This window comes from Polaromonas sp. P5_D5, from assembly GCF_054049435.1.
On the sequence record NZ_JBFUMJ010000002.1, the window covers coordinates 189,485 to 212,480 of the forward strand.

At 62.3% G+C, this 22,996-nt stretch carries 19 protein-coding genes; 6 read left to right on the top strand and 13 right to left on the bottom strand.

Going from position 1 to position 22,996, the window contains the following annotated elements:
* Positions 1-66 precede the first annotated feature (66 nt).
* From ACXJKE_RS07580 to ACXJKE_RS07595, 4 genes are read right to left on the bottom strand one after another with little or no spacing between them, the layout of a single operon-like run.
* A complete protein-coding gene (locus tag ACXJKE_RS07580) occupies positions 67-1,425 on the bottom strand; it encodes an NAD(P)H-dependent oxidoreductase (RefSeq protein WP_457279977.1) in 1,359 nt (452 codons plus the stop codon).
* A gap of 19 nt (positions 1,426-1,444) precedes the next feature.
* Positions 1,445-2,020: a hypothetical protein gene (locus ACXJKE_RS07585; protein WP_457279978.1), complete on the bottom strand. Its 576-nt coding sequence runs from the start codon at positions 2,018-2,020 to the stop codon at positions 1,445-1,447.
* Positions 2,021-2,035: 15 nt separating this feature from the next.
* Positions 2,036-2,908 carry a phytanoyl-CoA dioxygenase family protein gene (locus ACXJKE_RS07590; RefSeq protein ID WP_457279979.1) on the bottom strand — a complete coding sequence of 291 codons (873 nt, stop codon included), beginning with the start codon at positions 2,906-2,908 and terminating at the stop codon, positions 2,036-2,038.
* Positions 2,909-2,938: 30 nt separating this feature from the next.
* On the bottom strand, positions 2,939-3,625 hold the full coding sequence (locus tag ACXJKE_RS07595) for a GntR family transcriptional regulator (RefSeq protein ID WP_457279980.1): 687 nt from the start codon (positions 3,623-3,625) through the stop codon (positions 2,939-2,941).
* Between the two features lie 136 nt (positions 3,626-3,761).
* Here ACXJKE_RS07595 and ACXJKE_RS07600 point away from each other — a divergent pair, with 136 nt between their 5' ends.
* Positions 3,762-4,652 (top strand): alpha/beta hydrolase, encoded by an 891-nt coding sequence (locus ACXJKE_RS07600; RefSeq protein ID WP_457279981.1) that lies wholly within the window; start codon positions 3,762-3,764, stop codon positions 4,650-4,652.
* Here the strand turns inward: ACXJKE_RS07600 and ACXJKE_RS07605 are convergent.
* The 4 genes from ACXJKE_RS07605 to ACXJKE_RS07620 form a co-directional block, all read right to left on the bottom strand.
* Positions 4,649-5,038 (bottom strand): tautomerase family protein, encoded by a 390-nt coding sequence (locus ACXJKE_RS07605; RefSeq protein WP_457279982.1) that lies wholly within the window; start codon positions 5,036-5,038, stop codon positions 4,649-4,651. The genes ACXJKE_RS07600 and ACXJKE_RS07605 overlap by 4 nt on opposite strands.
* Before the next feature lie 73 nt (positions 5,039-5,111).
* Positions 5,112-6,089 carry a GMP reductase gene (locus ACXJKE_RS07610; protein WP_457279983.1) on the bottom strand — a complete coding sequence of 326 codons (978 nt, stop codon included), beginning with the start codon at positions 6,087-6,089 and terminating at the stop codon, positions 5,112-5,114.
* A gap of 226 nt (positions 6,090-6,315) precedes the next feature.
* A complete protein-coding gene (locus ACXJKE_RS07615) occupies positions 6,316-9,330 on the bottom strand; it encodes a VIT domain-containing protein (RefSeq protein WP_457279984.1) in 3,015 nt (1,004 codons plus the stop codon).
* 78 nt (positions 9,331-9,408) lie between these two features.
* Positions 9,409-10,134 (bottom strand): hypothetical protein, encoded by a 726-nt coding sequence (locus tag ACXJKE_RS07620; RefSeq protein WP_457279985.1) that lies wholly within the window; start codon positions 10,132-10,134, stop codon positions 9,409-9,411.
* 233 nt (positions 10,135-10,367) lie between these two features.
* Between ACXJKE_RS07620 and ACXJKE_RS07625 the strand changes: the two genes are divergently transcribed.
* From ACXJKE_RS07625 to ACXJKE_RS07635, 3 genes are all read left to right on the top strand, one after another.
* The gene (locus ACXJKE_RS07625) at positions 10,368-11,717 is read left to right on the top strand and encodes an NAD(P)/FAD-dependent oxidoreductase (RefSeq protein ID WP_457279986.1); all 1,350 of its coding nucleotides are present in this window, start codon (positions 10,368-10,370) and stop codon (positions 11,715-11,717) included.
* A 154-nt stretch (positions 11,718-11,871) separates the two neighbouring features.
* On the top strand, positions 11,872-14,316 hold the full coding sequence (locus ACXJKE_RS07630; RefSeq protein ID WP_457279987.1) for a UvrD-helicase domain-containing protein: 2,445 nt from the start codon (positions 11,872-11,874) through the stop codon (positions 14,314-14,316).
* 49 nt (positions 14,317-14,365) lie between these two features.
* Positions 14,366-14,767 (top strand): hypothetical protein, encoded by a 402-nt coding sequence (locus ACXJKE_RS07635; RefSeq protein ID WP_457279988.1) that lies wholly within the window; start codon positions 14,366-14,368, stop codon positions 14,765-14,767.
* On the opposite strand, the gene ACXJKE_RS07640 is transcribed toward ACXJKE_RS07635, so the two are convergent.
* Positions 14,760-15,917 (bottom strand): ABC transporter substrate-binding protein, encoded by a 1,158-nt coding sequence (locus ACXJKE_RS07640; protein WP_457279989.1) that lies wholly within the window; start codon positions 15,915-15,917, stop codon positions 14,760-14,762. The genes ACXJKE_RS07635 and ACXJKE_RS07640 overlap by 8 nt on opposite strands.
* Before the next feature lie 185 nt (positions 15,918-16,102).
* On the opposite strand from ACXJKE_RS07640, the gene ACXJKE_RS07645 reads away from it, so the two are divergent.
* Entirely contained in the window at positions 16,103-16,939 is an 837-nt protein-coding gene (locus tag ACXJKE_RS07645) for an IclR family transcriptional regulator (protein ID WP_457279990.1), read from the top strand.
* 21 nt (positions 16,940-16,960) lie between these two features.
* Here the strand turns inward: ACXJKE_RS07645 and ACXJKE_RS07650 are convergent, their stop codons facing one another.
* The 4 genes from ACXJKE_RS07650 to ACXJKE_RS07665 all read right to left on the bottom strand — a co-directional run bounded on the left by ACXJKE_RS07650 (position 16,961) and on the right by ACXJKE_RS07665 (position 19,997).
* Positions 16,961-17,680, bottom strand: a complete 720-nt coding sequence (locus ACXJKE_RS07650) for an iron dicitrate transport regulator FecR (RefSeq protein WP_457279991.1) — start codon at positions 17,678-17,680, stop codon at positions 16,961-16,963.
* Positions 17,677-18,513: a BPSS1780 family membrane protein gene (locus tag ACXJKE_RS07655; RefSeq protein WP_457279992.1), complete on the bottom strand. Its 837-nt coding sequence runs from the start codon at positions 18,511-18,513 to the stop codon at positions 17,677-17,679. Before ACXJKE_RS07655 ends, ACXJKE_RS07650 begins: the two co-directional genes overlap by 4 nt.
* 137 nt (positions 18,514-18,650) lie before the next feature.
* A complete protein-coding gene (locus tag ACXJKE_RS07660) occupies positions 18,651-19,601 on the bottom strand; it encodes a homoserine kinase (RefSeq protein WP_457279993.1) in 951 nt (316 codons plus the stop codon).
* Positions 19,602-19,649: 48 nt separating this feature from the next.
* A complete protein-coding gene (locus tag ACXJKE_RS07665) occupies positions 19,650-19,997 on the bottom strand; it encodes a hypothetical protein (protein WP_457279994.1) in 348 nt (115 codons plus the stop codon).
* A 153-nt stretch (positions 19,998-20,150) separates the two neighbouring features.
* Between ACXJKE_RS07665 and polA the strand changes: the two genes are divergently transcribed.
* A complete protein-coding gene (gene polA / locus ACXJKE_RS07670) occupies positions 20,151-22,982 on the top strand; it encodes a DNA polymerase I (RefSeq protein ID WP_457279995.1) in 2,832 nt (943 codons plus the stop codon).
* The last annotated feature ends 14 nt before the right edge of the window (positions 22,983-22,996 follow it).

Here is a 22,996-nt window from a genome sequence, read left to right on the forward strand (position 1 = left end):
ATGTCCTCGGAATGGCGTTGAACCATCATGAAGGAACCGGCGGGTAGAAGGCTGTCAGGCAGCTTTCTAGGCGGCTTTTTTCAGCGCCGGCGCAAACATGCTTTCCATCTCCTGGCGCACTTTCCAGGCGTGGGTCGATGTGTCCATCGCCACATCGGCCCAGCTCAGACTCTGGCCTTTCTTGACCGCACGCACGACCTTGACGTTATGCGCCAGGCCCAGCGGCAGCCCGCCCATCTTCATGGAAGTATCGGCCGGCAGCAGCTTGCCCCACACGGTGTAGCCGCCTTCGCCGTCCAGCATGTCACCGGGCTTCAGGTCGCGTTTGGCGGTGGCCACCACGTCGGCGTTCCAGCAGGTCGCCACGCCGGTGGGCTCGCCGCGCAGCGCGACGCTGGCGACCGACACGCCGACTTCCAGCCCGATCAGGTGCCAGCGTTTGTACAAGGTGAAGTAGCGCCCGCTCGGGTCGGTGTGCGCGTTGTATTCCTCAAAGCAGTTCTTGATGTAGTCCGTTTCGGCCTCTACCGTGACCCAGACGCCCATGCGGATGTCATAGGGAATTTTTCGGCCATTGGCTTCGAGTGACGAGATCACTTCGACCATGCCCTTGCGCTCGAGCACGCCACCTTCGCTGATGGGGCGTGTCACGTAGGGAATGTCTTCCACGCTGGCCGGCGGGTAAAGCAGGCCATTGCTGGGCACGGTCAGGCCCGTGGCGTTGGCCACAGCAGTCGATTCGATGGAGGGCTTGGAGCCGTCGAGAAAACTGTTGAACATCTTTGGGTTGAGCCCTCCGCGCGCGGCCTGTTCGGGCGTGAGGCCGTAGTTGCCCCACACGGTTTCGGGTGTTGATTCGCAAAAATGCGGCAGCCATTTGTGGCCGCGTCCTGCCGCCACCACCGGGAAGCCGCAGGTGCGCGCCCAGTCCACCAGGTCGCAGATCAGCGCCGGCTGGTCACCGAAAGCCAGCGAATACACCACGCCGGCCTCTGCGGCCTTGCGCGCCAGCAGCGGGCCGCAAAAGGCATCGGCTTCTACCGTGACGTTGACCACATGCTTGCCGTGTGCAAAGGCTTTCAGGCAATGCTCTACCGCCGCGATCGGATTGCCGGTGCATTCCACAATGATGTCGATCTGCGGATGCGTCACCACTGCCTGCCAGTCGTCGGTGATCCAGGTTGCTCCTGTTTTGATAGCTGCTTGCGCAGATTTTGCCTGGGCTAGAGCCGGATTCCAACCCACACGGGCGAGGTTGGTGCGCGCCGCGTCAGGCGACAGGTCGGCAATCGCCACCAGGTGTACGCCAGGCGTCCGTGGAACTTGCGCCAGGTACATGGAGCCGAATTTGCCGGCGCCTATAAGGCCGATGCGCACCGGTTTGCCTTCGGCCGCGCGCTGCTGGAGTTTGGAGTAAAGGTTCATGGATGAGCGGTCTTGCTGATTAATTTCGATAAATCTTGTTTGCTTTTGGACCGAAGACGACGGGGGTTGTCATCTCAGGTAATTCCAACTTGCGCAGTTCGTTAAGGTCTCTGTAATGACTCGTGCTGGATTCCGTGCATTCGATGTATATGGGTTTTTTTTCTCCCACGCGTACTACGACGCCTGCTTCTTTTTCAGGGAATCGCGCAGAGGAAAATTGGTACACGGTGTACGACGCTTGGCCGATTTTGAAATGAAGGTTATCTGCACCTGTCCAACCATTCGGGCTACGTACGGAAAACTGAAACGCTTCCCTGGCGTGCATTTGGGTCGTAGCTGGATATGTCAGCTCGGGAGTCTGACCTAGTTTGCCAAAACGGTATTGCATGTAGGCATTCGCGGATGTCTGGGCAGATGTGCGGCAGATCGACATGTGTTTATCGCTTTTCCCCGCGATTGGGCACGACAACACGACCAGTTCATGCGTTTCGCAATGAGTGCCTGGACCACCGAGTTCCTCCTCGGCAGTTGCGGGTGACGCAATAAATTGGCCAATTCCGAAAGCGATACAAGCCAAGCGATTCATATTCATCATCAGTTCTGCCAATGGTTACGCAGCCAATTTCAGTTCTTCCATCGAGGTTTGCAGCGCGCTCGCCGGCACGCCGTCCTTCCACGGCAGATCCACCGGGTAGTCTTTGAGCAGGCAGTCGTCGGGCAGGCATTCGATCGGCGTGAAGTCGCGGTGCGCGATGTATTCGGGGCGCTTGTGGCGGCGGATGTGGTTGCTGATGGCGCACAGGCTCAGGTAAACGCTTACCCGGTTGAAGGGCGAAAGGTTGCTGCCTGAGGCGTGCACCAGGCAGGAGTGAAAAAGGATCATCGAGCCGGCCGGGCCCTTGGGGCTGACGATGCCGCCTTGCTTTCCACCGGCGCGCTGCACCAGCTGGCGGATCAAATCGTTGTCCACCGTCCAGAGCGGGTAGCTGGTGGTGGTGAGGTCGTGTTTGGCATCGACCACGCCCTTTTTGTGGCTGCCGGGGATGAACATCAGCGGGCCGTTGTGCTCGGTCACGTCGTCCATGAAGATGGCCACGTTCATCGCGCGCTCGGTCGGCATCATGTCGTCGTTGAGCCAGGTGCCGTAGTCCTGGTGCCACTGCCACACGTCGCCTTCAAAAGCCATCTTGCCGTTGATCTTGAACTGGTGCATGTAGAGCTTCTCGCCCAGCAGATCTTCCACCGGCTCGATCATGCGCGGGTGCCGCGCGAGCCGCGCGAAAGGTTCGCTGTACATGTGCGCGGCGAAGTTGGTACGCACCGAGTCCTTGCCCTTTTCGCGCACGTTGTAGTCTTCGCGCCGGCTGTAGAGCTCGGGCACGGCATCGTTGAGCGCCCGGGTTTCTTCGGGTGTGAAGAGGCCGGGGAAAAACAGGTAGCCGTCGCGGTCGAATTGCGCAAGTTGCTCCGGGGTCAGTTTCATCGCATGTCTCCTGGTGTGTGTTGTCGGGTGTCAGGGCGCTGCGCGAGCGCCGGTTTGGCTGAGTGCGCTGGACAGCAGGTTTGCCAGGTTGTGGCCCGCTTCCTCGCCATGCTCGCGGATCAGCGCTTCGGCCTGGGTTTCATCACCGGCCGCGATGGCCTCGGCAATGGCTTCGTGCTCATCCCAGATCGATTCGCGCATGGTTGATACCTGCAGCACAGCACCCATGGCGCGGCGGATGTGGTGCCAGTGCAGCTGCGCGCTCTGGGCGATCAACGGGTTGCCCGAGGCGGCGTAAATGGCCGCGTGAAATTGCGCGTCGGCCGCCATCATGGCCTTGACGTCGCCGCCCCGCGCGGCCTTGCGGCCCTGGCTGATCAGTTGCGGGTCGAGCCGGCAGCGGCCTTGCGCGGCCAGCCGGGCGGCCAGCGCATCGAGTGCACTGCGCACCTGGTAGATCTGTACCAGCCAGGCCACGTCCAGTGGCGCCACCAGCACGCCGCGCCCCGGGGCGTCCAGTACAAAGCCGTCCTTCTTCAAAAGGCGCAAAGCCTGCAGTACCGGTTGTCGCGACACCGCGAGTTGCTCGGCAATGTCTTCCTGCATGATGCGCGCACCCGGTGCCAGCGAGCCTTCGCTGATGGCGTCCAGCAGGCTGCGGTAGACCTGGTCGACGAGGTCGGGCGTGGATTCGATTTTGATCAGTTGTTGCGTCATATTCGTACTCTGTATACAGAATACACTGTGATCGAAGACCTGAAATTTCGGGTTTACCCGTAAATGGCTGCGGGCGGCCGGGCTGTGCCAAGATGGCACCCATTGAAGCCGTTTTGACACTTTGAGGAGAAGAACAATGACCCAGCCCGATCCCGCCTGGCTTGACCGCATGTACAACAACCGGGCTCTCGTGCCGGACCACGGGGTGTATTTCACGCGCTGGGCTGACAGCTCGCAAGCCATTCGCAAGCGCGTGCCCTGCCAGATCGATATTCCCTATGGCAACCATGCGGGTGAAATGCTCGACGTGTTTCCGGCGGGTGATTTCGCCACCCATGGCGGCACCCAGGGCCAGGCCGGTGCGCCGGTGCTGGTGTTCATTCACGGCGGGTACTGGCGGTCTCTCGACAAGGCCGACCATTCCTTTGTGGCGCCGGCCTTTACGCAGGCCGGCACCTGCGTCGTGGTGCCGAACTATGCGCTGTGCCCCGCGGTGACCATTCCCCAGATCACGATGCAGATGGTGGCGGCGCTGGCCTGGACCTGGCGCCACATTGCCCGCTACGGCGGGGATCCGTCCCGCATCACGGTGGTAGGCCATTCAGCCGGCGGACACCTGGCTGCCATGTTGATGGCGTGCGACTGGCAGGCCTATGCCCGCGACCTGCCGGCAGACCTTTTGAAAAATGCCCTGTCGATTTCAGGCCTGTACGACCTTGAACCCATGCGCCACACCCCTTTCCTGAAGGATTCGCTGAAACTCACGCCTGAACAGGTGCTCAAGGCCAGCCCGGCCCTGCTGCCGGCGCCGGGCCGCGGTACCTTGTACAGCGTGGCGGGTGCCGACGAAAGCGCGGAGTTTCTGCGCCAGAACGTGTCGATCCAGCAAGCCTGGGGCGCCGGGGTGGTGCCGGTTTGCGAATCCCATCTGGGGCGAAACCATTTCAGCATCCTGGAGGCGCTGACGGAGCCGTCTCACCGCCTGCACCAGCTTGCATTGCAACTGCTGGCGGGTAGCCGGTCCTAGATATCGACGTCGTACTCCAGCACCACGTCGGACGCCGGCAGGCCGCCCCGGATCGCCCAGTTTTCGCGTGACGCCTCACGCAGCAGCACTTTCACGTGGTCTGCGGGAATGCCGCACAGCCCGAGTTTTTGCACGATGGCCTGGTACAGGGCGCGTTTTGTTTCCAGGGATCGCCCGACGAAACAGTCGATCGTCACCAGCGTGTAGCGGTCGCCTTTGTCGGGCGGCGCACGAAAGCGCTGCGGCTCATGGACAACCAGCCGGATGGAGGTCGTCCAGAGCGGCACCTTCAGCGCAGAGGTCAACGCCTCCTGGACGGCGTCCATGAGGGCTGCTTCTTCTTCGCCGGAATAGGGCCGGCGTACTTCAATGGCTGCGGTGGGCAAGGGGAGTGGGTCTCTTCAGGAACAACGCTTATTGTCGCCGGAGCCGGCCTCGCTACTATTTGTTACCGTCGACCTACATCAGCAGGTGTTCACCCGCGTTGTCGCCGCCCAGGGTCACATAGTTGACCTTGCGGATGTCCAGCAGCTTCGTGCCGCCGGCGTAGCTGATGGAGCTCTGGATGTCTTCTTCCATCTCGCGCAAGGTATCGGCCAGCGTGCCCTTGACCGGCTCCAGGATGCGCTTGCCTTCGACGTGCTTGTACTCGCCCTTGTTGAAGTCCGAGGCGCTGCCGTAGTATTCCTTAAAGAGCTTGCCGTCCACTTCGACGGTCTTGCCCGGGCTTTCTTCCAGGCCCGCCAGCATGGAGCCGATCATCACCATGGTCGCGCCAAAGCGCACCGACTTGGCGATGTCGCCGTGCTCGCGAATGCCACCGTCGGCAATGATGGGTTTGGTCGCCACGCGAGCACACCACTTGAGCGCCGACAGTTGCCAGCCGCCGGTGCCGAAACCGGTTTTCATCTTGGTGATGCAGACCTTGCCGGGGCCGATGCCGACCTTGGTCGCGTCGGCACCCCAGTTTTCCAGATCGATCACCGCTTCGGGCGTGCCCACGTTGCCGGCGATCACGAAGGACGCAGGCAGCTTCTGCTTGAGGTAGGCGATCATCTTCTGCACCGTGTCGGCATGGCCGTGCGCGATGTCGATGGTGATGTAGTCGGGCACCAGGCCCTCGGCGGCCAGGCGGTCCACCGTGTCGTAGTCTGGTTTTTTCACGCCCAGGGATATCGAGGCGTAGGCGTCGCGGGCTTTCATGTCTTTCACGAACTGCACGTTGTCCAGGTCGAAGCGGTGCATCACGTAGAAGTAGCCATTCTTTGCCATCCAGGCGCAGATCTCCTCATTGATGACCGTCTTCATGTTGGCCGGCACCACCGGGATGCGAAAGCTGCGGCCGCCCAGCGTCGCGCTGGCGTCGCACTCAGAACGGCTTTCCACGCGGCATTTGCGCGGCAGCAGCAGAATGTTGTCGTAGTCGAAGATTTCCATGATTCCCAAGCCTTTGAAAAAACTGTTGAAGAACAGAAGGCGCTTGGACTGGACCGGCTTGCTGGCAGGCGCTTGCGTGGGCAAGGCTGAAACAAAAAACCGGGCGCAATTGCTTGGGCCCGGTGATTGATTTTATGCGCCTCTCAAGCGGGCGTTACCCCGCAAAGCGGTATAGCCTTTATATGCATAGTGGCATCTTGATAGCCTGGGCTTGAGGCGCCAGGCGTCAGCGCACTTCGACCTCGGCCACGCGCACGGTTTCCTGGCCGCGCGCCAGGCGCAAGGTCGTCCACTCATCACGTGCCTGCGGCGTGCCGAACCCGGTGGTAACGCGCACCATCACCGTGGTGCCAGCCGACAGCACCTGCTGACGATGTCCGTAGAACTGCGCTTGCACGGTGTACTTGCCGGTTTTGGCGGTCTTTAGCGAAAACTCCTCCGGCCCGTAACCGCCCCTGGCGTCGGGGCTCATCGCGCCGCCCTGATGGGTCAGCCGGTTGGCATAGCTGGCCCTTTCACCGTTCGGGTCGCTCACCCACATATCGATGTCCGTGTCGTCGGTATCCCAGGCCATGACCACGCGCAGGGCCAGCGGCAGGTTGCGGCGCAGGCGCGTGTCGACAAGGCTCATGTCCAGCGCCGGCTGGCCGCTGGCGACGGACTGGGCGGCAATCGCGTTGAGTTCAGCCAGCGCAATCATGTTGATGCCGGCGAAGCGGCCGTTCCAGGGCTGCGACACCACTTCCCACAAGGCGTTGACGGCGCGCTGCGGCTGGCCGCTCTCGGCCAGCGCCAGGCCCAGGTCGCGCCAGGATTGCGGCTCGTTGGGCGCCAGTTCGCTGATGCGCTCGAACACCGGCACGGCCAGGTCGTTGCGGCGCGCCTGCACCAGGCGATAGGCATAAAGGCGCAGCAACTGGCGGTTTTCCAGGTTCATCTCCGCCAGGTTGGAGAGCGCGCGCAGCCCCAGCTCCGGCAGGCCGCGGTCAAAGAACACGCCCGCTGCATCCATGTAGAAAGAGCTGCTGCTGAGGTAGGCGGCGCGTTCGTCGAGATAGACGCGGTAGAGCTCGTCCTTGCCGGCATTCTGCAGGCGCTTCATGTAGGGCGCGTCGGGCACCCAGGCCTGCAGCGCGATGGTGGCTACGGGCGCGGCGGCAACCGCCTTGGCACTGCGTTTGTCCATGACGTCGGAGCGTGCTTCGGCCATCACGGCCGGTGCGGCTGCGGGGGCTGCAGCGGCAGGGGCCGCAGGGGCGAAGGAAAGTGGTGCTGCGGGTGCGCCCTGGGCCTGCTCGCGTGAGCGCGCTGTGCCGGCCAGACTGCCGAGGCCGCCCTGGCTGATGTGCTTCTCGGCCTTGGGCTCCGCATGTTTGGGTGCTTCCTTGGGAAAGTCCCTGCCCCACCAGCGCTGCTTCTCGTCAAACTGCCTCACCATGGCCTCAATGTGTGCCTGCCGCGTCTGCGCGGCCTGTGCGAGTTGTTGCTGGCCCAGCCGCGCCACTTCATCCGCCAGCTCGGGCGGGGCAGGGAGGTTGTAGCGTGCATAGTCGGTGGCCAGCTCCAGCACGATCAGCGAGCTGTTGGGGCCCACGACGCCGTGCGCCGCCGCGATGCGCTGAAGTTCTGCGCTGTGCAGGCCGGCATTTTCAGCCAGCTCGGCGCTGCGCCATTGGGCCCACTGCTGGCCGGGCCAGTGGCCGCTGACCGGCTTGGCGCTGACCTGCAGCGCCAGTGTGCGCTTGCGGCCGTCCGGGTGCGCCAGCGTGATGTCGATGCGGGCGGTGCTGTCCAGCAGCTCGCCGGCCACCGAGACGCGGCCCTGGCTGATCCGCGTTGTCGGCGTCACGAGTTGCCGCGCGGACAGGCTGTCCAGCTTCTCAATGCGCCAGCCGTGCATCAGCATGGCTTGCGCGCCCTCTTCGGGCGATTGCAGCGCAGCATCGACCAGCGCACCGCCGGTGCGGTCGGCCAGCCTGGCCAGGCGCGCCATGTCGGCGGAGGCTGCGCCGTTGATCACCATCACCGGTGCCGTGTGGGTGTAGCGAATGAGTTTTTTACCGTCCGTCATCAGGCCGTCGGTCACCATCAGGGTGGTGTCCACGTCGGCGGGAATGGGCAGGTCGTCAAAATTGCTGGAGCCGTCGAAGGGCTCTGCGCGCAATGCATCGGCCAGTTCACCGAAGCGGCCCGGCGTGACGGTGAAGCTGCGCACAGCCTCGGCCTTGTTACGCACCACGAGCAGGCTGAGCTTGACGGGCTTGCCCAGCTTGCGGAAGTAAGCCTCCAGCACCGGCAGCACCCGGGCCTGCGCGGCGGCCGAAGCCGATGCGTCCCACACCAGCGCGATGTGTGCAGGGGCGGGCCGTCTCACCAGCTCATCGCGCACGTCGAGTTGCCCGGCAAAGAACGGCTTGCCGGCAGATTCACCGACCATGACCTGCGGCTTGCCGGTGCGGCGCAGCGCCACCTGAAGCCAGCCCGCAGGGCCCTGGGGCGCCTGCCAGTGCGTTTTTTGCAGGGCCAGTTCTGTGCCGGTGGCGCTGGCGTTCAGCTCGGTGCCGGCGGGCGCCTGCAGCAGTTCCACGTCCCGGTGGGCTGCGCCATGGGCGCGCACCTTCACCTGCAATTGGCCCACGCTTGACGCGAACACCAGCGGCACCCTCAGTACACCCGCATCGCGCTGGCGCGGCAGGGTCTCGTTGAATGTGATGAGCACGCGGCGCTCCCCCTGGGCCGGGATGGGATAAACGCGCAGCTTGTACTGGTTGCCGGCGGCGGCTTCCAGCAGGCCCGGGTCTACGCGCCGGCGGCGTATGTCTTCAAAGATCTCCTGTCCTTTGGCCTTGGGTACAGGTACTGCGTCGCGCAATTGGCCGTTGATATCCAGCGCGAAGCCGGTCACGACCTGGCCCTCCTGCAGTGGGAACTGCAGCTCGCCTTCGAGCACGCGGGGGTTGGGGTTGAAAAGGCGCAGCTCGACGCTGGTGCGGGCCTGGTCGCCGAACAGATCGACTTCGATGGAAACGGCCCGCAGCTGGATGGGCTGGCCTGCATGGTTCACAGCGATGACCGGCGGCCGCCAGTCGGGCGGCGGCGCGAACTTTCCGTTGGGGAAAGGCTGCGGCATCGGGCTGAGCGCCAGCGCCTGCAGGCTGAAGCAGGCTGCGGCGGCGGCCTGAAGGATGCGGGCGGCAGTCAGCCGGGTGAACCCGCGAAAGACGTGAAAGCCGTTTGGCATGAAAACCCCTTTTGTTGTTGGCGATGCACCGTGAAACGGCGCGCGCAACACAAAGGGGTTAAATGACGCCAAATATTTTTAAGGCACGCAGCGCGACTGCGCCGCGGCCACCACCAGGCCTTTTTCGTTTTCCACCCAGCCCACCACGCGCATACGGTCCGGGTTGGCGCCCTCTGCAATGCTCATGGAGCGTGCATCAAAGAACCGGTTTTGCTCTGTTTTTGATAGCTGCTTGCGCCCGTTCCAATTGGTCTGGAGCACGTTTCGAATCAAATTCCGCTCGACCGGGGAACCTTCGGTGCCGGCCGGCAAGGTTTCGACCAGGGCAAGCCAGGCTGTCCATTGGCGGCCCTTTGCGGCGGCCGGGATGGGCTTGAGCTCGATGGAAGCGCCCAGGTAGCCGCTGAGCGGCAGACCATGCGCGACACGCAGGGTGGCGCCCTTGATGGCTTTGATGGGCGAGGTGGTGGCCAGGCTCTGTGCGGGCACGGCCTGGCGCAGCGCCTCCAGCCGTTGCAATCCTTCGCTTGCGGCGACGGCGGACAGCGGGGCGTCGCTGCCCTTGTCGCCCGGAACTACCCAATCCAGCGCAACCTGGCCGGCCGTGGCTTGCGGAGTGGCCGGGTCGGCCCAGCAGGTGTCGCAGTTGGCATTGATAAAACGCTCAAGCAGCATCACCGGCCGGCCCTGGCCGTCGCTGGAGCAGGACGACTGCGCACGCGCCATGCCGGCAAAACCGAGGCCCACCGCCAAAAGGCTGGCGGCCAGCCAAGCAGGCCCTGATGGGCCCAAACCTGTAGTCATGAAAACCCCAAATATGGCTATGTTCGCAGAAGCTGCGGCCGGGCGGGGATTTACGGGTTTCCCGGTCGCAGTCCGGCGTATACCCGGCGGGTGCAGAAGAAACTGAACCATACAATTTCAAAAGAGGCAAAGTTGAACGCGCGGCGCGAGCGGTGTTACCCTGCGCGCAGTCTTTCACAATTGCAGCGGCGTGCCTGACATGCCGTTGCGCGAACCCATAGCCAATGCCTGCCATGAACGAAATCCCCGCTTCTGCATCTACTTCCACCTGTGACGTACTGATTGTGGGCGGCGGCCCGGCCGGCTCCACCATTGCAGCCTTGCTGGCCGCCCAGGGGCGCGACGTGGTGCTGCTCGAAAAAGCGCACCACCCGCGGTTCCACATCGGTGAATCGCTGCTTCCGGCCAATGTGGAGCTTTTCGAACGCCTGGGGGTGCGCGACCAGGTTGACCGCATCGGCATGCCCAAATGGGGCATCGAGTTTGTTTCACCCGAACACGCGCACTGCAGTTACATCGAATTCGCCGACGCCTGGGACAAATCGATGCCTTCGGCCTGGCAGGTGCGGCGCTCTGATCTCGACGAACTGTTGTTTCGCAACGCGGCGACGCGTGGGGCAAAAACGCTCGAAGGCTGCACCGTGCGCGATGTGGTGTTTGACGCGGAAGGCGCCACCGTTCAGGCGGAGCTGGAGGGCGGCGCGAAGCGCAGCTGGCGGGCCCGCTTCGTGGTGGACGCTTCCGGGCGCGACACGCTGCTGGCGAACAAGCTGCGCTCCAAAGCCAAGAGCAAGGAACACAACAGTACGGCGCTGTTTGGCCATTTCACGAATGTCGAGCGGCTGCAGGGAAAGCGCGAAGGCAATATCAGCATCTGCTGGTTTCCGCACGGCTGGTTCTGGTTTATTCCGTTGGCCGACGGCACCACCAGTGTCGGCGCGGTGTGCTGGCCGTATTACCTGAAGTCGCGCGAAAAGCCGCTGCGCGAGTTCTTCATGGACACCATTGCCCTGGCGCCGGAGCTGAAACGGCGTCTTGCCAATGCCACGCTGGTCGATGACGCCGTGCATGCCACCGGTAATTTTTCGTACAGCAGCACCCACGCTACCGGCGACCGCTACCTGATGCTGGGCGATGCATTCACGTTCATCGACCCGATGTTCTCGTCAGGTGTTTACCTTGCGATGCACAGCGCTTTTGACGGTGCCGAGCTGGTGGCAACGGCGCTTGACCAGCCGGCCGACCTGCCCGCTGTGCGCAAAAGCTTCGAAGCCATGATGCGCAAGGGCCCGAGCGAGTATTCGTGGTTCATCTACCGCGTGACCAACCCGACCATCCGGCACATGTTCATGCACCCGGCCAACCCGCTGCGCGTCAAGGAAGCCCTGCTGTCACTTCTGGCGGGAGATATTTTCGGCAAGACGCCGTTCTGGGGACGGCTGCGCATGTTCAAGGCGATCTATTACGGTATTTCGCTGGCGAATTTCCGCCGTACCTGGGACGGCTGGAAGCGCCACCGCATGGCCATCCGCGACGTAGGAGCGCTCAAGGGCGAGACCATCCTGAAGACGGACGGGAGCTAGAGCCCCCACGGTCGCTCACAACGCGCAAGCTCCCTGCCCCCGAGGGCTGGCAAAGCCAGACCCGCGGCCCCGGCTGGTGAAGAAAAATCTGCCTCGGGCGGACGGGGAGCATCCCGGCACAGTGCCGGAGCCGGTGTTCTTTCTACAATGGGGGATGTTCCCAGAAGTCCCCACAGAAGTCTCCAGTTCCCCTCTGCTGCAAAACCTTAACCCGGAGCAACTCGCAGCGGTCACGCTGCCCAATACGCATGCGCTGATCCTGGCCGGTGCCGGGTCCGGCAAGACCCGTGTGCTGACCACACGCATCGCCTGGCTGCTGCAAACCGGCCAGGTGTCGCCCGGCGGCATTCTGGCTGTCACCTTCACCAATAAAGCCGCCAAGGAAATGATGGCGCGGCTGTCGGCCATGCTGCCGGTGAATGTGCGCGGCATGTGGATAGGCACCTTCCACGGCCTGTGCAACCGCTTTTTGCGCGCGCACTACAAGCTGGCCAACCTGCCGCAGAGTTTCCAGATCCTCGATACACAGGACCAGCTTTCGGCCATCAAGCGCCTGTGCAAGCAGTTCAATGTGGACGACGAACGTTTTCCGCCCAAGCAGCTGATGTGGTTTATTGCCGGCAACAAGGAAGACGGCCTGCGCGCCAAAGACGTGCAGGTGCGCGATGAGGAAGGCCGCAAGAAGGTCGAAATTTATGCCCTGTATGAAGAGCAGTGCCAGCGCGAAGGCGTGGTGGATTTCGGCGAACTCATGCTGCGCAGCTACGAACTGCTGCGTGACAACGCGCCGGTGCGCGAGCACTACCAGCGGCGCTTTCGCCACATCCTGATCGACGAGTTTCAGGATACCAACAAGCTGCAATACGCGTGGATCAAGATGCTGGCAGGGCAAGGGCCCGATGCGATCCAGGGCACCGGCGCGATGCCGGGCGGCTCAGTGGTGGCGGTGGGTGATGACGACCAGAGCATCTATGCCTTTCGCGGCGCGCGTGTGGGCAACATGGCTGACTTTGTGCGCGAGTTCGAGGTGACACATCAGATCAAACTCGAGCGCAACTACCGCAGCTTCGGCAATATTCTTGATTCAGCCAACGAGCTGATCAGCCACAACAGCAAACGCCTGGGCAAAAACCTGCGCACCGAAGCGGGGCCGGGCGAGCCGGTGCGTGTGTACGAGTCGACCAGTGATTTTGCCGAGGCCCAGTGGTTTGTGGATGAAGTGAAGCAACTGGTACGTGACGGCACCGAGCGCAAGGAGATCGCGCTGCTTTACCGCAGCAATGCGCAAAGCCGGGTGATGGAAACCGCGCTCTTCAACGCCGGTGTGCCTTACCGCGTCTATGGCGGCCTGCGCTTTTTCGAGCGCGCTGAAATCAAGCATGCGCTGGCTTACTTGCGCCTGCTGGAGAATCCACACGACGACACCAGCTTCATGCGTATCGTCAATTTTCCGCCGCGCGGAATTGGCGCGCGCAGCATTGAGCAGTTGCAGGACATCTCGCGTGCGGCCGGCTGTTCGCTGTACGACGGCGTGAGCGCTGTGCCGGGCAAGGCGGGTGCGAACCTCGGCGCCTTTGCCGCCAAGATCCAGGTGCTGAGCGAGCAGACCACGGGGCTGACGCTGCGGGAGATCATCGAGCTGGTGCTGCAGCACAGCGGCCTCGAAGAACACTACAAAACCGAAAAGGAAGGCCAGGACCGGCTGGAGAATCTGGCCGAACTGGTCAACGCTGCGGAGTCTTTCGTCAGCCAGGAAGGCTTTGGCCGCGATGCGGTGGCGCTGCCGGTTGACGAACTGGGCGCGCGGCTCACGCAGTCACCGGCCAGCCAGGGGCTGGACCCGTCCGCGCCGCTTGTCAGCGAGCCTTTGCCCGAGGCCCTGGCGCCTGACACCGAGACCGGCGAGACGTTGTCGCCCCTGGCGGCCTTTCTTACGCACGCCGCGTTGGAGTCGGGCGACAACCAGGCCCAGGCCGGGCAGGATGCGGTGCAGCTCATGACCGTGCATTCGTCCAAAGGGCTGGAGTTTGACTGCGTCTTCATCACCGGCCTGGAAGACGGCATCTTTCCGCACGAGAACTCGATGAGCGACCGCGACGGTCTGGAAGAGGAACGCCGCCTGATGTATGTCGCGATCACGCGCGCGCGCAAGCGCCTGTATCTCAGTCATTCGCAAACCCGCATGCTGCACGGCCAGACGCGCTACAACCTCAAGAGCCGGTTTTTTGACGAGTTGCCCGAAGCCGCACTCAAGTGGATCACGCCGAAGAACCAGGGTTTTGCGTCGGGCATGGGCTCCGGCGGATGGGCTGGTGCTAGCAATTCAGGAGCTGGTAGCGCACGTGGAGATTGGGCTAGCGGCGTTTTTTCTTCAAAATCCGGCAGCGCAGAGCGTTTTGCCAACCCGCCCGTGCCGCCTCAGAAGAATGCGCCTTCGCATGGGCTCAAAAGCGGCATGGAAGTGTTCCATGCCAAGTTCGGCGAAGGAAAAGTGCTGATGCTGGAGGGCAGCGGCGACGATGCGCGCGCACAGATCAACTTCACGCGGCACGGTGTGAAGTGGCTGGCCCTGAGCGTGGCCAAATTGACGGTGGTGTAGTTGCCGCGCCGCGCGCGGCATTTTGTTGAATTCAAACTGACGGGAAAAAATGACAGAGACAAATTCCGAAACCGGAATCGAGACCGGAAAAAATGAAGGCACTGAAAATCCTGAAGGCTCGTCAGCGATTTACGTTCCGCACCAGGAATTCCGCACCGGCCTGCCGCACGGCCGGTTCCGCGTGATCGTGAATCCGGAGCGTGCACAAAAATACGTCAAGCACCGGCTCTTTGTGGTCGGCATTTCCTTGCCCCTCCTGGGCATCGGTGTGGTGCTTTCCATGTACGGCTACCTCTGGGTGGGCCTGCCGATGGTCGTCGTCGGCGTGTTGATGCACAGGGTTATCAAGGCCCATGCGCCCAAGATATTGCTGCACCTGGCGCTCAGTGACGCCAAGACCTACGAAGAAGCGATGGAGTACGAAATACTCGAAGTGCGCCGCGCTACTTGAGCAACCTGCCGTCGCGGCCGATCACGGTCACTTCAACAAACTTCGAGCCGACACGGTTCTCCGGCGAAAAGCTGACCTTGAAACCTCCTGCGTCGTAGCTGTTCATCTTCTCCAGCTGGGTGATGATTTTCTGGCGCGTTGGATCGGCGCCGCTGCGGCGCATGGCTTCAACAAGAATCTTGGCCGCAATGAAGGACTCCATGCTGGCATAAGAAACCACCTTGTCCGGCTGGTATTTGGCCATCAGGGTCTGGAACTCGCGGGCCACCGGCGCCAGGGTGGAATAAGGGTAGGGCATGACCTGGGAAATGCCGATACCGCGGGCGTTGTCCTCTCCGGCATTTTTCAGCAGTTCCTTGAAATTCACCACCGAGATACTGAACAGGCGAGCCTTGCTGCCTTGCGCCCGCATCTTCCTGATGAAAGCGGCGGAGGCACGGTTGACTGAAACCATGATGATGGCGTCCGGATTGGCAGGGGTGATGGCCGAGACCGCTGCATCAACTTCCTCGGGCTTGGTGCGGTCATAGTTGCCCGTGGCCACGGCCGTCATACCCAGTTTTTTCAGCGCGCTTTCCGCACCTGCCAGGCCGCTTTTACCGAAGGGGTCGTCTTGGTACATCACCGCGAAGCGGCGCAGGCCAATGGTGTGCAGGTGTTCCACCATGCGGGCAGTTTCGTCGGCGTAGCTGGCCCGGATGTGAAAAATCAGGGGGTTCACCGGGTCGCGCAACTCTTGAGCACCCGTGTAGGGCGCCAGCAGGGCAATGCCCGCTTCCTCAAGCACCTTGTTCTTGTTCAGGGCCAGCACGTTGCCGGTTCCGACAAAACCGAACAGGGCCAAAGGCTTTTCCTCTGCCAGAAGTTGACGCGTCAGGGCCAAGGTCTGGTCCGGTTTGTAGCTGTCATCCTTCAGTGCGACGCGTATCTTGCGGCCATAAATGCCGCCGTTGTCGTTGACATAGGCGAAATATGCAGCACCGCCGGCTACGTATTCGTTACCGGTTCCGGCTATGGTGCCCGTCAGCGGTGCCACCTGCCCGATCACCAGATCTTCGCGTGCCGGCGCCGCCTGCCCGGACAGGACAACCGACAGCAGGGCGGCCAAGCTCATGGCTTTGGCCATGAGATGTATTTTTTTGTTTTCCATCAGTCTTCCTGGTTAATTAAGATTACTTACTTGTTCTGCATTGCAGAACTGTTTGCTTGATCATTCATCCAAATTGTGAAACATTAAGATACATTTTTGATAGTGGATTTCCCTCGGGTGATGAGTGCAATGCTGTCTGGGTGCCACAATCCCTGGACTTTTTATTCCGCAATGCAGAACTAGCAATGTCTCAATCTCCTGTTCCCGGCAGGCCGGCTCCCGGAGCGGTCAGCCCTGTTCATGCCAAGGAAGATCGGCACTTTGTGACGGCATTGGCACGCGGCCTGGATGTGCTCAGTGCTTTTCGCTCGCGAGACCGGTCCTTGGGCAACACGGAACTGGCACGCCGTTGCGGCCTGCCCAAGTCAACGATTTCGCGTTTGACCTATACGCTGACCAAGCACGGCTACCTGGAGCATGCGCAGGACGCCAGCGGCCGCGCCGGTTATCGGCTGGGTAGTGCGGTACTGGCGCTGGGAAGCGCCATGCTGGCGCGCATGGACATGCGGCAGCTCGCCAGGCCGTTGATGCAGGATCTCGCCGACAGTTCGCAGGCCATGGTGTCGTTGGGGATACGCGATCGCCTGAGCATGATTTATGTGGAAAACTGCCGCAGCGAATCTGCGCTCACGCTCAGCCTGGACGTGGGTTCGCGCATTCCACTGGCCAGCACTGCGATGGGGCGAGCCTACCTGTGCGGCTGTTCGGATAAGGAGCGTGAGACCCTGCTTGAGCGTATTCGGGTCCAGGACGAGGAAGCGTGGCCTAAAACCCGCGAGGTGATGGCGCTGGCGCTGGCGCATTACCGCGATCACGGCTGCTGCGCCTCTTTTGGTGATTGGCAGAAGGACGTTAACGCTATTGCTGCTGCATTCCGGCCTGCGGGCAGACGCTCCGTCATGGTGGTGAGCTGCGGTGGCCCGGGGTTCAATCTTTCGCCGCATTTCCTGATGACGCAGGTGCAGCCGCAACTGGTGGCATTGGTCAGGCGGCTGCAAGACGCATCCGGCGATGCCTTGTAGGCAGCGCTGGCGCGGCCGGAATCAGTAGGTCATTTTTCCGCTACCGTCCTTGATGCCTTTCCTGCCTGCAATTTGCCAGGAGGTCCGCTGATCGATCAGGCCGGCGAGGAATTCCAGTTCCTCGTCACTGTGATTGATCGCGTTGGCGGGGGTGAGGCGGCGGCCGTTTTTGGGCTCCACTTCGCCCCAGAATGACTGGTGGTAACTTGACTGTGACACGGTCTTTTCCCCGTTCGACTCCATGTCAACCGTACCATAGCAGTTGCAGAAATAGCTGCGGTTGCCCTGGTCGGCGAAGACCTCGGCATAGACGCCCGTGCCGCGTATGCCGGCCGTCAGCGTGGGCAGGACAATGGCGCGGCTGCTGCCCTTGCCCCAGACGCTGACCACGGCGCCCGTGAGCAGGCGCAGCAGGCTCACGGTACTGAGCGAGCTGCCGCGTTCCACCTTCATCATGGAGTTCTCACGCACCTGGAATGCCGAGTTGCCGATGACAAACATCAGGTTGGAACCCGGGCCCGTCTGTATCTGGTCGCCGGTGAGGATGGTTTGGCCGGTCTGCAGCCGGTTGCCGTTGAGCAGGGCATCGCCCCGGAGCTCGACGATGTTGCTTCGCTGCTGGGCCATAGCGGCCGGCAATCCCCCCATTGCCACCCAGGCGGCTGCCGCCTTGAGCGTGTCACGCCGTTGAAACCACAAAATTTCCTGTTCGGTACGGCCTTGCAGCTGGTGCTGGGTCATGAAGAATCTCCTGGGGTAGCGGGGTCGTTGTTGGTGTTTTCCGGGTTATTGGCGCCGTCCGGCGAGTCACCGGGTAGCGTGGCCACGAAGCTATCACGAAACGTGAAGTAAATCGAGGTGGAAAACATGGCTGCAATGAGCAAGCCCAGGGGCATCATTGCCGCGGCCATGAACTCGGCGCTGCCTGTCAGGCCGGCAAGCACGCTCAGCACGATGGCCATGCCCATGGATACGCCGAGCCAGCCCAGCCCGAACATGAGGAAGGCCCCCGCGTTGCGAACGCAGGCGACAACGCTGAAAAAGAGGCTTTTGACCGGAGAAATGCCGTGCCAGTGAACCAGGGCGGGTGCGTGCCAGAACAGCAGCAGCACCGGCAGGTACAGCAGCAGGGACACCGACATGTTCTTGGCCATGGCCAGCTGGAACTGCGGCGTCATCATCGCCTCGCGGCTCGCGTCGGCGGCAACCGGGGGATCCACCAGCATCGGTACGATCCAGTTGATCAGCACGCAGAACGCCGCATAGATCGCGCCAAGGACAAGCATCGCGCCCAAGCGCTCGCGTCCCGCGCGAAAAGCGCTGAGGAGCACCGTGGGCATGGGAAATTTTCCCTTCACGGCTTCCTGTGTGGCGGCCATCAGGCCCAGCATGGCAGCGGGAACAATCATCAGCGCCAGGATCAGTCCGAAAAACGGCAGCAAGGAAAGCACCGTGACTGCGGCCAGGTACAGGAAAAACAGGCCCGACATGGCCAGCGGCTGCTGCATGAAAGTCTTGATGCCCAACCTGACCCAGGTCATGCCGGTGCTTGCGGGAACAATATTAAGTTTCATGGTCTTCAGCGGGAAAAGAGAGCCGGACGAAACCGGGCGATTGCAGAAGGGCAGTTTGCCTGAAAGCAGCGATGCTTGGCGCTGGCCCTCACACAGGCCTTGGCCGAAGGGCAATCAGGCCCGCGGGGTGGCTTGGGCTAGAGGACGTATGGGTGCGTGAGCCGCTCGCGCAGGACACGCTCGAAATGGCTGGGGTCGTGCGGCTTGAGCACTGCGGCTTCGCGGGGCAAATGCCAGTCCCACAGCCGCGATAGCCAAAAGCGCAGGGCTCCGGCGCGCTGCATGGCTGGCAGGAGCCTGCGCTCCTGCGGCGTCAGGTGACGCACGCTTTCGTAAGCCTTCATGAAAGCCGCCGAACGGGTTTCGTCCTGCGCACCGGTTTCCAGGTCTATGCACCAATCGTTGAGGCATACACCAATGTCGAACAGGAAGGTGTCGCAGCCGGCGAAGTAAAAATCAAAAAAACCGGTGAGCCTGCCGTCTTCGAACATCACGTTGTCGCGAAAGAGGTCGGCGTGTATGGCGCCGCGCGGCAGGCTGCCAAAGGCGGATGAAGCCGCTACATGGTTCTGGTAGGCCAGCTCGCCCAAAATAAGGCTGCGCTGCTCGGGTGTTATGTAGGGCAGCACGACCGGAACGGTCTCGTTCCACCAGGCCAGGCCCCGCAGGTTGGGCTGGCGCCGCGGGTATTCGAGGCCTGCGAGGTGCATGCGTGCCAGTGTTTCCCCGACGCCTGCGCAGTGGCCGGCAGTAGGTGCCAGCTCACTGTGGCCGCGCAGCTTGTTGACGACGGAGGCCGGTTTGTCCTTCAGGCGGTGAAGAATGTTCCCTTTGGGGTCGGCTGCCGGATCTGGCACCGGAATACCGTGCGCCGCCAGGTGCTTCATCAAGTGCAGGTAAAACGGCAACTGCTCGAATGTCAGGCGCTCAAACAGGGTCAGTACATACTGGCCCTGGTCGGTGTCGACAAAGTAGTTGGTGTTTTCGATGCCGCCTGCGGCACCTTTGATATTTTGCAGCTGCCCCAGATTCAGGGCGTTCAAGAACGCTGCAGCCTCGTCAAACGAGACTTCGGTATATACGGCCATGCCTGAAACTGGATCCTGGAGTTCTTGGAGTACGTGGAGCTGCGAAAATCAGAACTTCAGCACGTTCCAGACGCGTGAGCCGTTGGTGTCGTTGTTGGTCGACGCGGGGGCGGTGCCCCGGGCGCCTTCTGCGGGCTTGATTTCGTAAGCCGCACCGCCGACTTTGGGCTGGACCAGGATTTGCTGCGTTTCGCCGCCCACACGGAGTTCGTCGATCCGGCTGCCCGCGTCTTCAGTGCGAATGCGCTGGATCGCCTTGTCCGGCCGGCCTGCAGGCGCCGGGGCCTCCGCGGTCACGGGCGGCACTGCGTTTTGTGCAGGCGCTTGAGCCATGGCCGCAGCCAGCGGCAGCACCGCAAACGCGGCGGCAAGAAGAGGGCGGAAAGCGTGGTTCATGCCTGCATTGTAGGCCGCAGGGCCCGGCCGACAAGCCCGGCATGTCGTAATAAGGGGGCTGCGGCTGTAGGCGGAAAGCTTCCCCACAGGCCAGCGCGGGGCGCTATCGGCGCCGCGGGCAGCGGCGGGCCGATATCCCCGACAATCGGCTTCATGAGTACCGACAAAAAAACACTGCTGCTGGTGGACGGCTCCAGCTACCTGTACCGCGCCTTTCATGCCATGCCCGACCTGCGCGCCAACCCGGGCGACCCGGCCAGCCCGGCCACGGGCGCCATACGCGGCATGGTCAACATGATGCAAAAGCTGCGCAAGGACGTGCGCGCTGACTTCGCTGCCTGCGTGTTCGATGCCAAAGGGCCGACATTTCGCGATGCGCTGTACCCTGAATACAAGGCCCAGCGCTCACCCATGCCCGACGACCTGCGTAGCCAGGTCGAACCCATCCACGAAGTAGTGCGCCTGCTGGGCTGGAAAGTGCTGGACGTGCCCGGCGTGGAGGCCGACGACGTGATCGGAACGCTCGCCTGCATGGCTTCAACTCAGGGGATCGAAGTCATCATCTCCAGCGGCGACAAGGACTTGAGCCAGCTGGTCGACGAAAACATCACCGTCATCGACACCATGAACGACCGCCGGCGCGACCTGGCCGGGGTGGAGGCTGAATTCGGCGTACCGCCGCGGCTCATGGTGGATTACCAGGCCCTGGTCGGCGACGCGGTCGACAACGTGCCCGGCGTGCCCAAGGTCGGCCCCAAGACGGCCGTGAAGTGGCTGCTCGAATACGGCTCGCTTGATGCGCTGGTGGCACGCGCCGGCGAGATCAAGGGCGTGGTGGGTGAGAACCTGCGCCAGTCACTCGATTGGCTGCCCAAAGGCCGTGAGCTGCTGACCATCAAGAAGGACTGCGAACTGGACGGCTACATCCCCGGCCTGCCCGCCCTGGATGCCATCACCATCGGCGGCCAGCAGACGGAACCCCTGAAAGCCTTTTATGAAAAGTATGGTTTCAAAGGCCTGGTCAAGCAGATCGAAATCGAAAGCACGCCGCCGGAATTGATTGGCGGACCTGAAGGCAGGCACAAGCCCGTGCCCGCCGGCGGTCCAGGCGGCCGTTCGGATTCGCCGGGCCTGTTTGACGAAGCGCCCCTGACCGATACGCCACCGGCCGAACGCGCCAGCAACCTGAACTACGACACGGTGCTGACCTGGGAAGCGTTTGATCGCTGGCTGGCAAAGATCGAAGCGGCAGAATTGGTGGCGCTGGACACCGAAACCACCTCACTCGACGAAATGCTGGCGGAAATCGTCGGCCTGAGTTTCAGTGTCACGCCCGGCGAGGCGGCCTACATCCCGCTCACACACGATTACCCTGATGCACCCGCCCAGCTGCCGCGCGACGATGTGCTGGCGCGCCTGAAACCCTGGCTGGAAAACCCGAGCAAAGCCAAGCTGGGCCAGCACGTCAAATATGACCGCCATGTGTTTGCCAACCACGGCGTGGAAGTGCAGGGCTATGCGCACGACACCATGCTGCAAAGCTATGTGCTGGAAGTGACCAAGCCGCACGGCCTGGCCAGCCTGGCCGAGCGGCATGTGGGCCGCAGCGGCATCAACTATGAAGACCTGTGCGGCAAGGGCGCGCACCAGATCAAGTTCAACCAGGTCGACATCGCCAAGGCCGCCGAATACTCCTGTGAAGACTCCGACCAGACGCTGGACGTGCACCGTGTGCTGTGGCCGCGGCTGGAGGCCGACGAGAAACTGCGTTTTATCTATGAACTGGAAATGCAGAGCAGCGAAACGCTGTACCGCATTGAGCGCAACGGCGTGATGATCGATGCGCCCACGCTGGCCGCGCAGAGCCACGAGCTGGGCCAGCGCATCATTCAGCTGGAAGCCGAGGCCTATGAGATCGCCGGTCAGCCCTTCAACCTGGGCAGTCCCAAGCAGCTCGGCGAGATTTTTTTCGACAAGCTCGGCATGCCGGTCATCAAGAAAACCCCCAGTGGCGCACGCAGCACCGACGAGGAGGTGCTGGAAAAGCTGGCCGAAGACTACCCGCTACCTGCCAAGCTGCTGGAGCACCGCTCGCTGAGCAAACTCAAGGGTACCTACACCGACAAGCTCGCGCAGCTGGCGTTGCCCCGTACCGGCCGCGTGCACACGCATTACGCGCAGGCCGTCGCGGTCACGGGGCGGCTTTCCAGCAACGACCCCAACCTGCAGAATATTCCCATTCGCACGGCAGAAGGCCGGCGCGTACGTGAGGCCTTTATCGCGCCTGCAGGCAGCGTGATCGCCAGCGCTGACTATTCGCAGATCGAGCTGCGCATCATGGCGCATCTGAGCGGCGATGAAGCACTGCTGCGCGCCTTCACCGACGGCCTGGACGTGCACCGTGCCACGGCCGCCGAGGTGTTCGGGGTGGCGGTCGACCAGGTCAGCAGCGAGCAGCGCCGCTACGCCAAGGTCATTAACTTCGGCCTGATTTACGGCATGAGCAGTTTCGGGCTGGCGCGCAACCTTGGCATCGAAACCAAGGCCGCGGCGGCCTACATCGACAAGTATTTTCAGCGCTATCCCGGCGTCAAGAACTACATGGACCAGACCGTGGCGTTTGCCCAGGAACACCACTACGTCGAAACCGTATTTGGCCGGCAGCTGTACCTGGCGGAAATCACCGGCGGCAACGGGCCACGCAAGAAGGCCGCGGAAAGGCAGGCCATCAACGCGCCCATGCAGGGCACGGCGGCCGACCTGATCAAGCTCAGCATGAACAAGGTGCAGCAGGTGCTTGACGAAGAAAAGCGCGCCACCAAAATGATCATGCAGGTGCACGACGAACTGGTGTTTGAAGTGCCGGAGGCAGAGGTCGAGTGGCTGCGTACCGAGATCCCGCGCCTGATGGCCAGCGTCGCTGAGCTGAAAGTGCCGTTGCTGGCGGAGATTGGCGTTGGGCCCAACTGGGACAAGGCACATTAAGCCGGCTCCATTTT

Excerpts from the sequence above, each read along its gene's own strand:
- ACXJKE_RS07580 (WP_457279977.1), bottom strand. The coding sequence starts at position 1,425 with ATGAACCTTTACTCCAAACTCCAGCAGCGCGCGGCCGAAGGCAAACCG.
- ACXJKE_RS07585 (WP_457279978.1), bottom strand. The coding sequence starts at position 2,020 with ATGATGAATATGAATCGCTTGGCTTGTATCGCTTTCGGAATTGGCCAA.
- ACXJKE_RS07590 (WP_457279979.1), bottom strand. The coding sequence starts at position 2,908 with ATGAAACTGACCCCGGAGCAACTTGCGCAATTCGACCGCGACGGCTAC.
- ACXJKE_RS07595 (WP_457279980.1), bottom strand. The coding sequence starts at position 3,625 with ATGACGCAACAACTGATCAAAATCGAATCCACGCCCGACCTCGTCGAC.
- ACXJKE_RS07600 (WP_457279981.1), top strand. The coding sequence starts at position 3,762 with ATGACCCAGCCCGATCCCGCCTGGCTTGACCGCATGTACAACAACCGG.
- ACXJKE_RS07610 (WP_457279983.1), bottom strand. The coding sequence starts at position 6,089 with ATGGAAATCTTCGACTACGACAACATTCTGCTGCTGCCGCGCAAATGC.
- ACXJKE_RS07615 (WP_457279984.1), bottom strand. The coding sequence starts at position 9,330 with ATGCCAAACGGCTTTCACGTCTTTCGCGGGTTCACCCGGCTGACTGCC.
- ACXJKE_RS07620 (WP_457279985.1), bottom strand. The coding sequence starts at position 10,134 with ATGACTACAGGTTTGGGCCCATCAGGGCCTGCTTGGCTGGCCGCCAGC.
- ACXJKE_RS07625 (WP_457279986.1), top strand. The coding sequence starts at position 10,368 with ATGAACGAAATCCCCGCTTCTGCATCTACTTCCACCTGTGACGTACTG.
- ACXJKE_RS07630 (WP_457279987.1), top strand. The coding sequence starts at position 11,872 with ATGTTCCCAGAAGTCCCCACAGAAGTCTCCAGTTCCCCTCTGCTGCAA.
- ACXJKE_RS07635 (WP_457279988.1), top strand. The coding sequence starts at position 14,366 with ATGACAGAGACAAATTCCGAAACCGGAATCGAGACCGGAAAAAATGAA.
- ACXJKE_RS07640 (WP_457279989.1), bottom strand. The coding sequence starts at position 15,917 with ATGGAAAACAAAAAAATACATCTCATGGCCAAAGCCATGAGCTTGGCC.
- ACXJKE_RS07645 (WP_457279990.1), top strand. The coding sequence starts at position 16,103 with ATGTCTCAATCTCCTGTTCCCGGCAGGCCGGCTCCCGGAGCGGTCAGC.
- ACXJKE_RS07650 (WP_457279991.1), bottom strand. The coding sequence starts at position 17,680 with ATGACCCAGCACCAGCTGCAAGGCCGTACCGAACAGGAAATTTTGTGG.
- ACXJKE_RS07655 (WP_457279992.1), bottom strand. The coding sequence starts at position 18,513 with ATGAAACTTAATATTGTTCCCGCAAGCACCGGCATGACCTGGGTCAGG.
- ACXJKE_RS07660 (WP_457279993.1), bottom strand. The coding sequence starts at position 19,601 with ATGGCCGTATATACCGAAGTCTCGTTTGACGAGGCTGCAGCGTTCTTG.
- ACXJKE_RS07665 (WP_457279994.1), bottom strand. The coding sequence starts at position 19,997 with ATGAACCACGCTTTCCGCCCTCTTCTTGCCGCCGCGTTTGCGGTGCTG.
- polA (WP_457279995.1), top strand. The coding sequence starts at position 20,151 with ATGAGTACCGACAAAAAAACACTGCTGCTGGTGGACGGCTCCAGCTAC.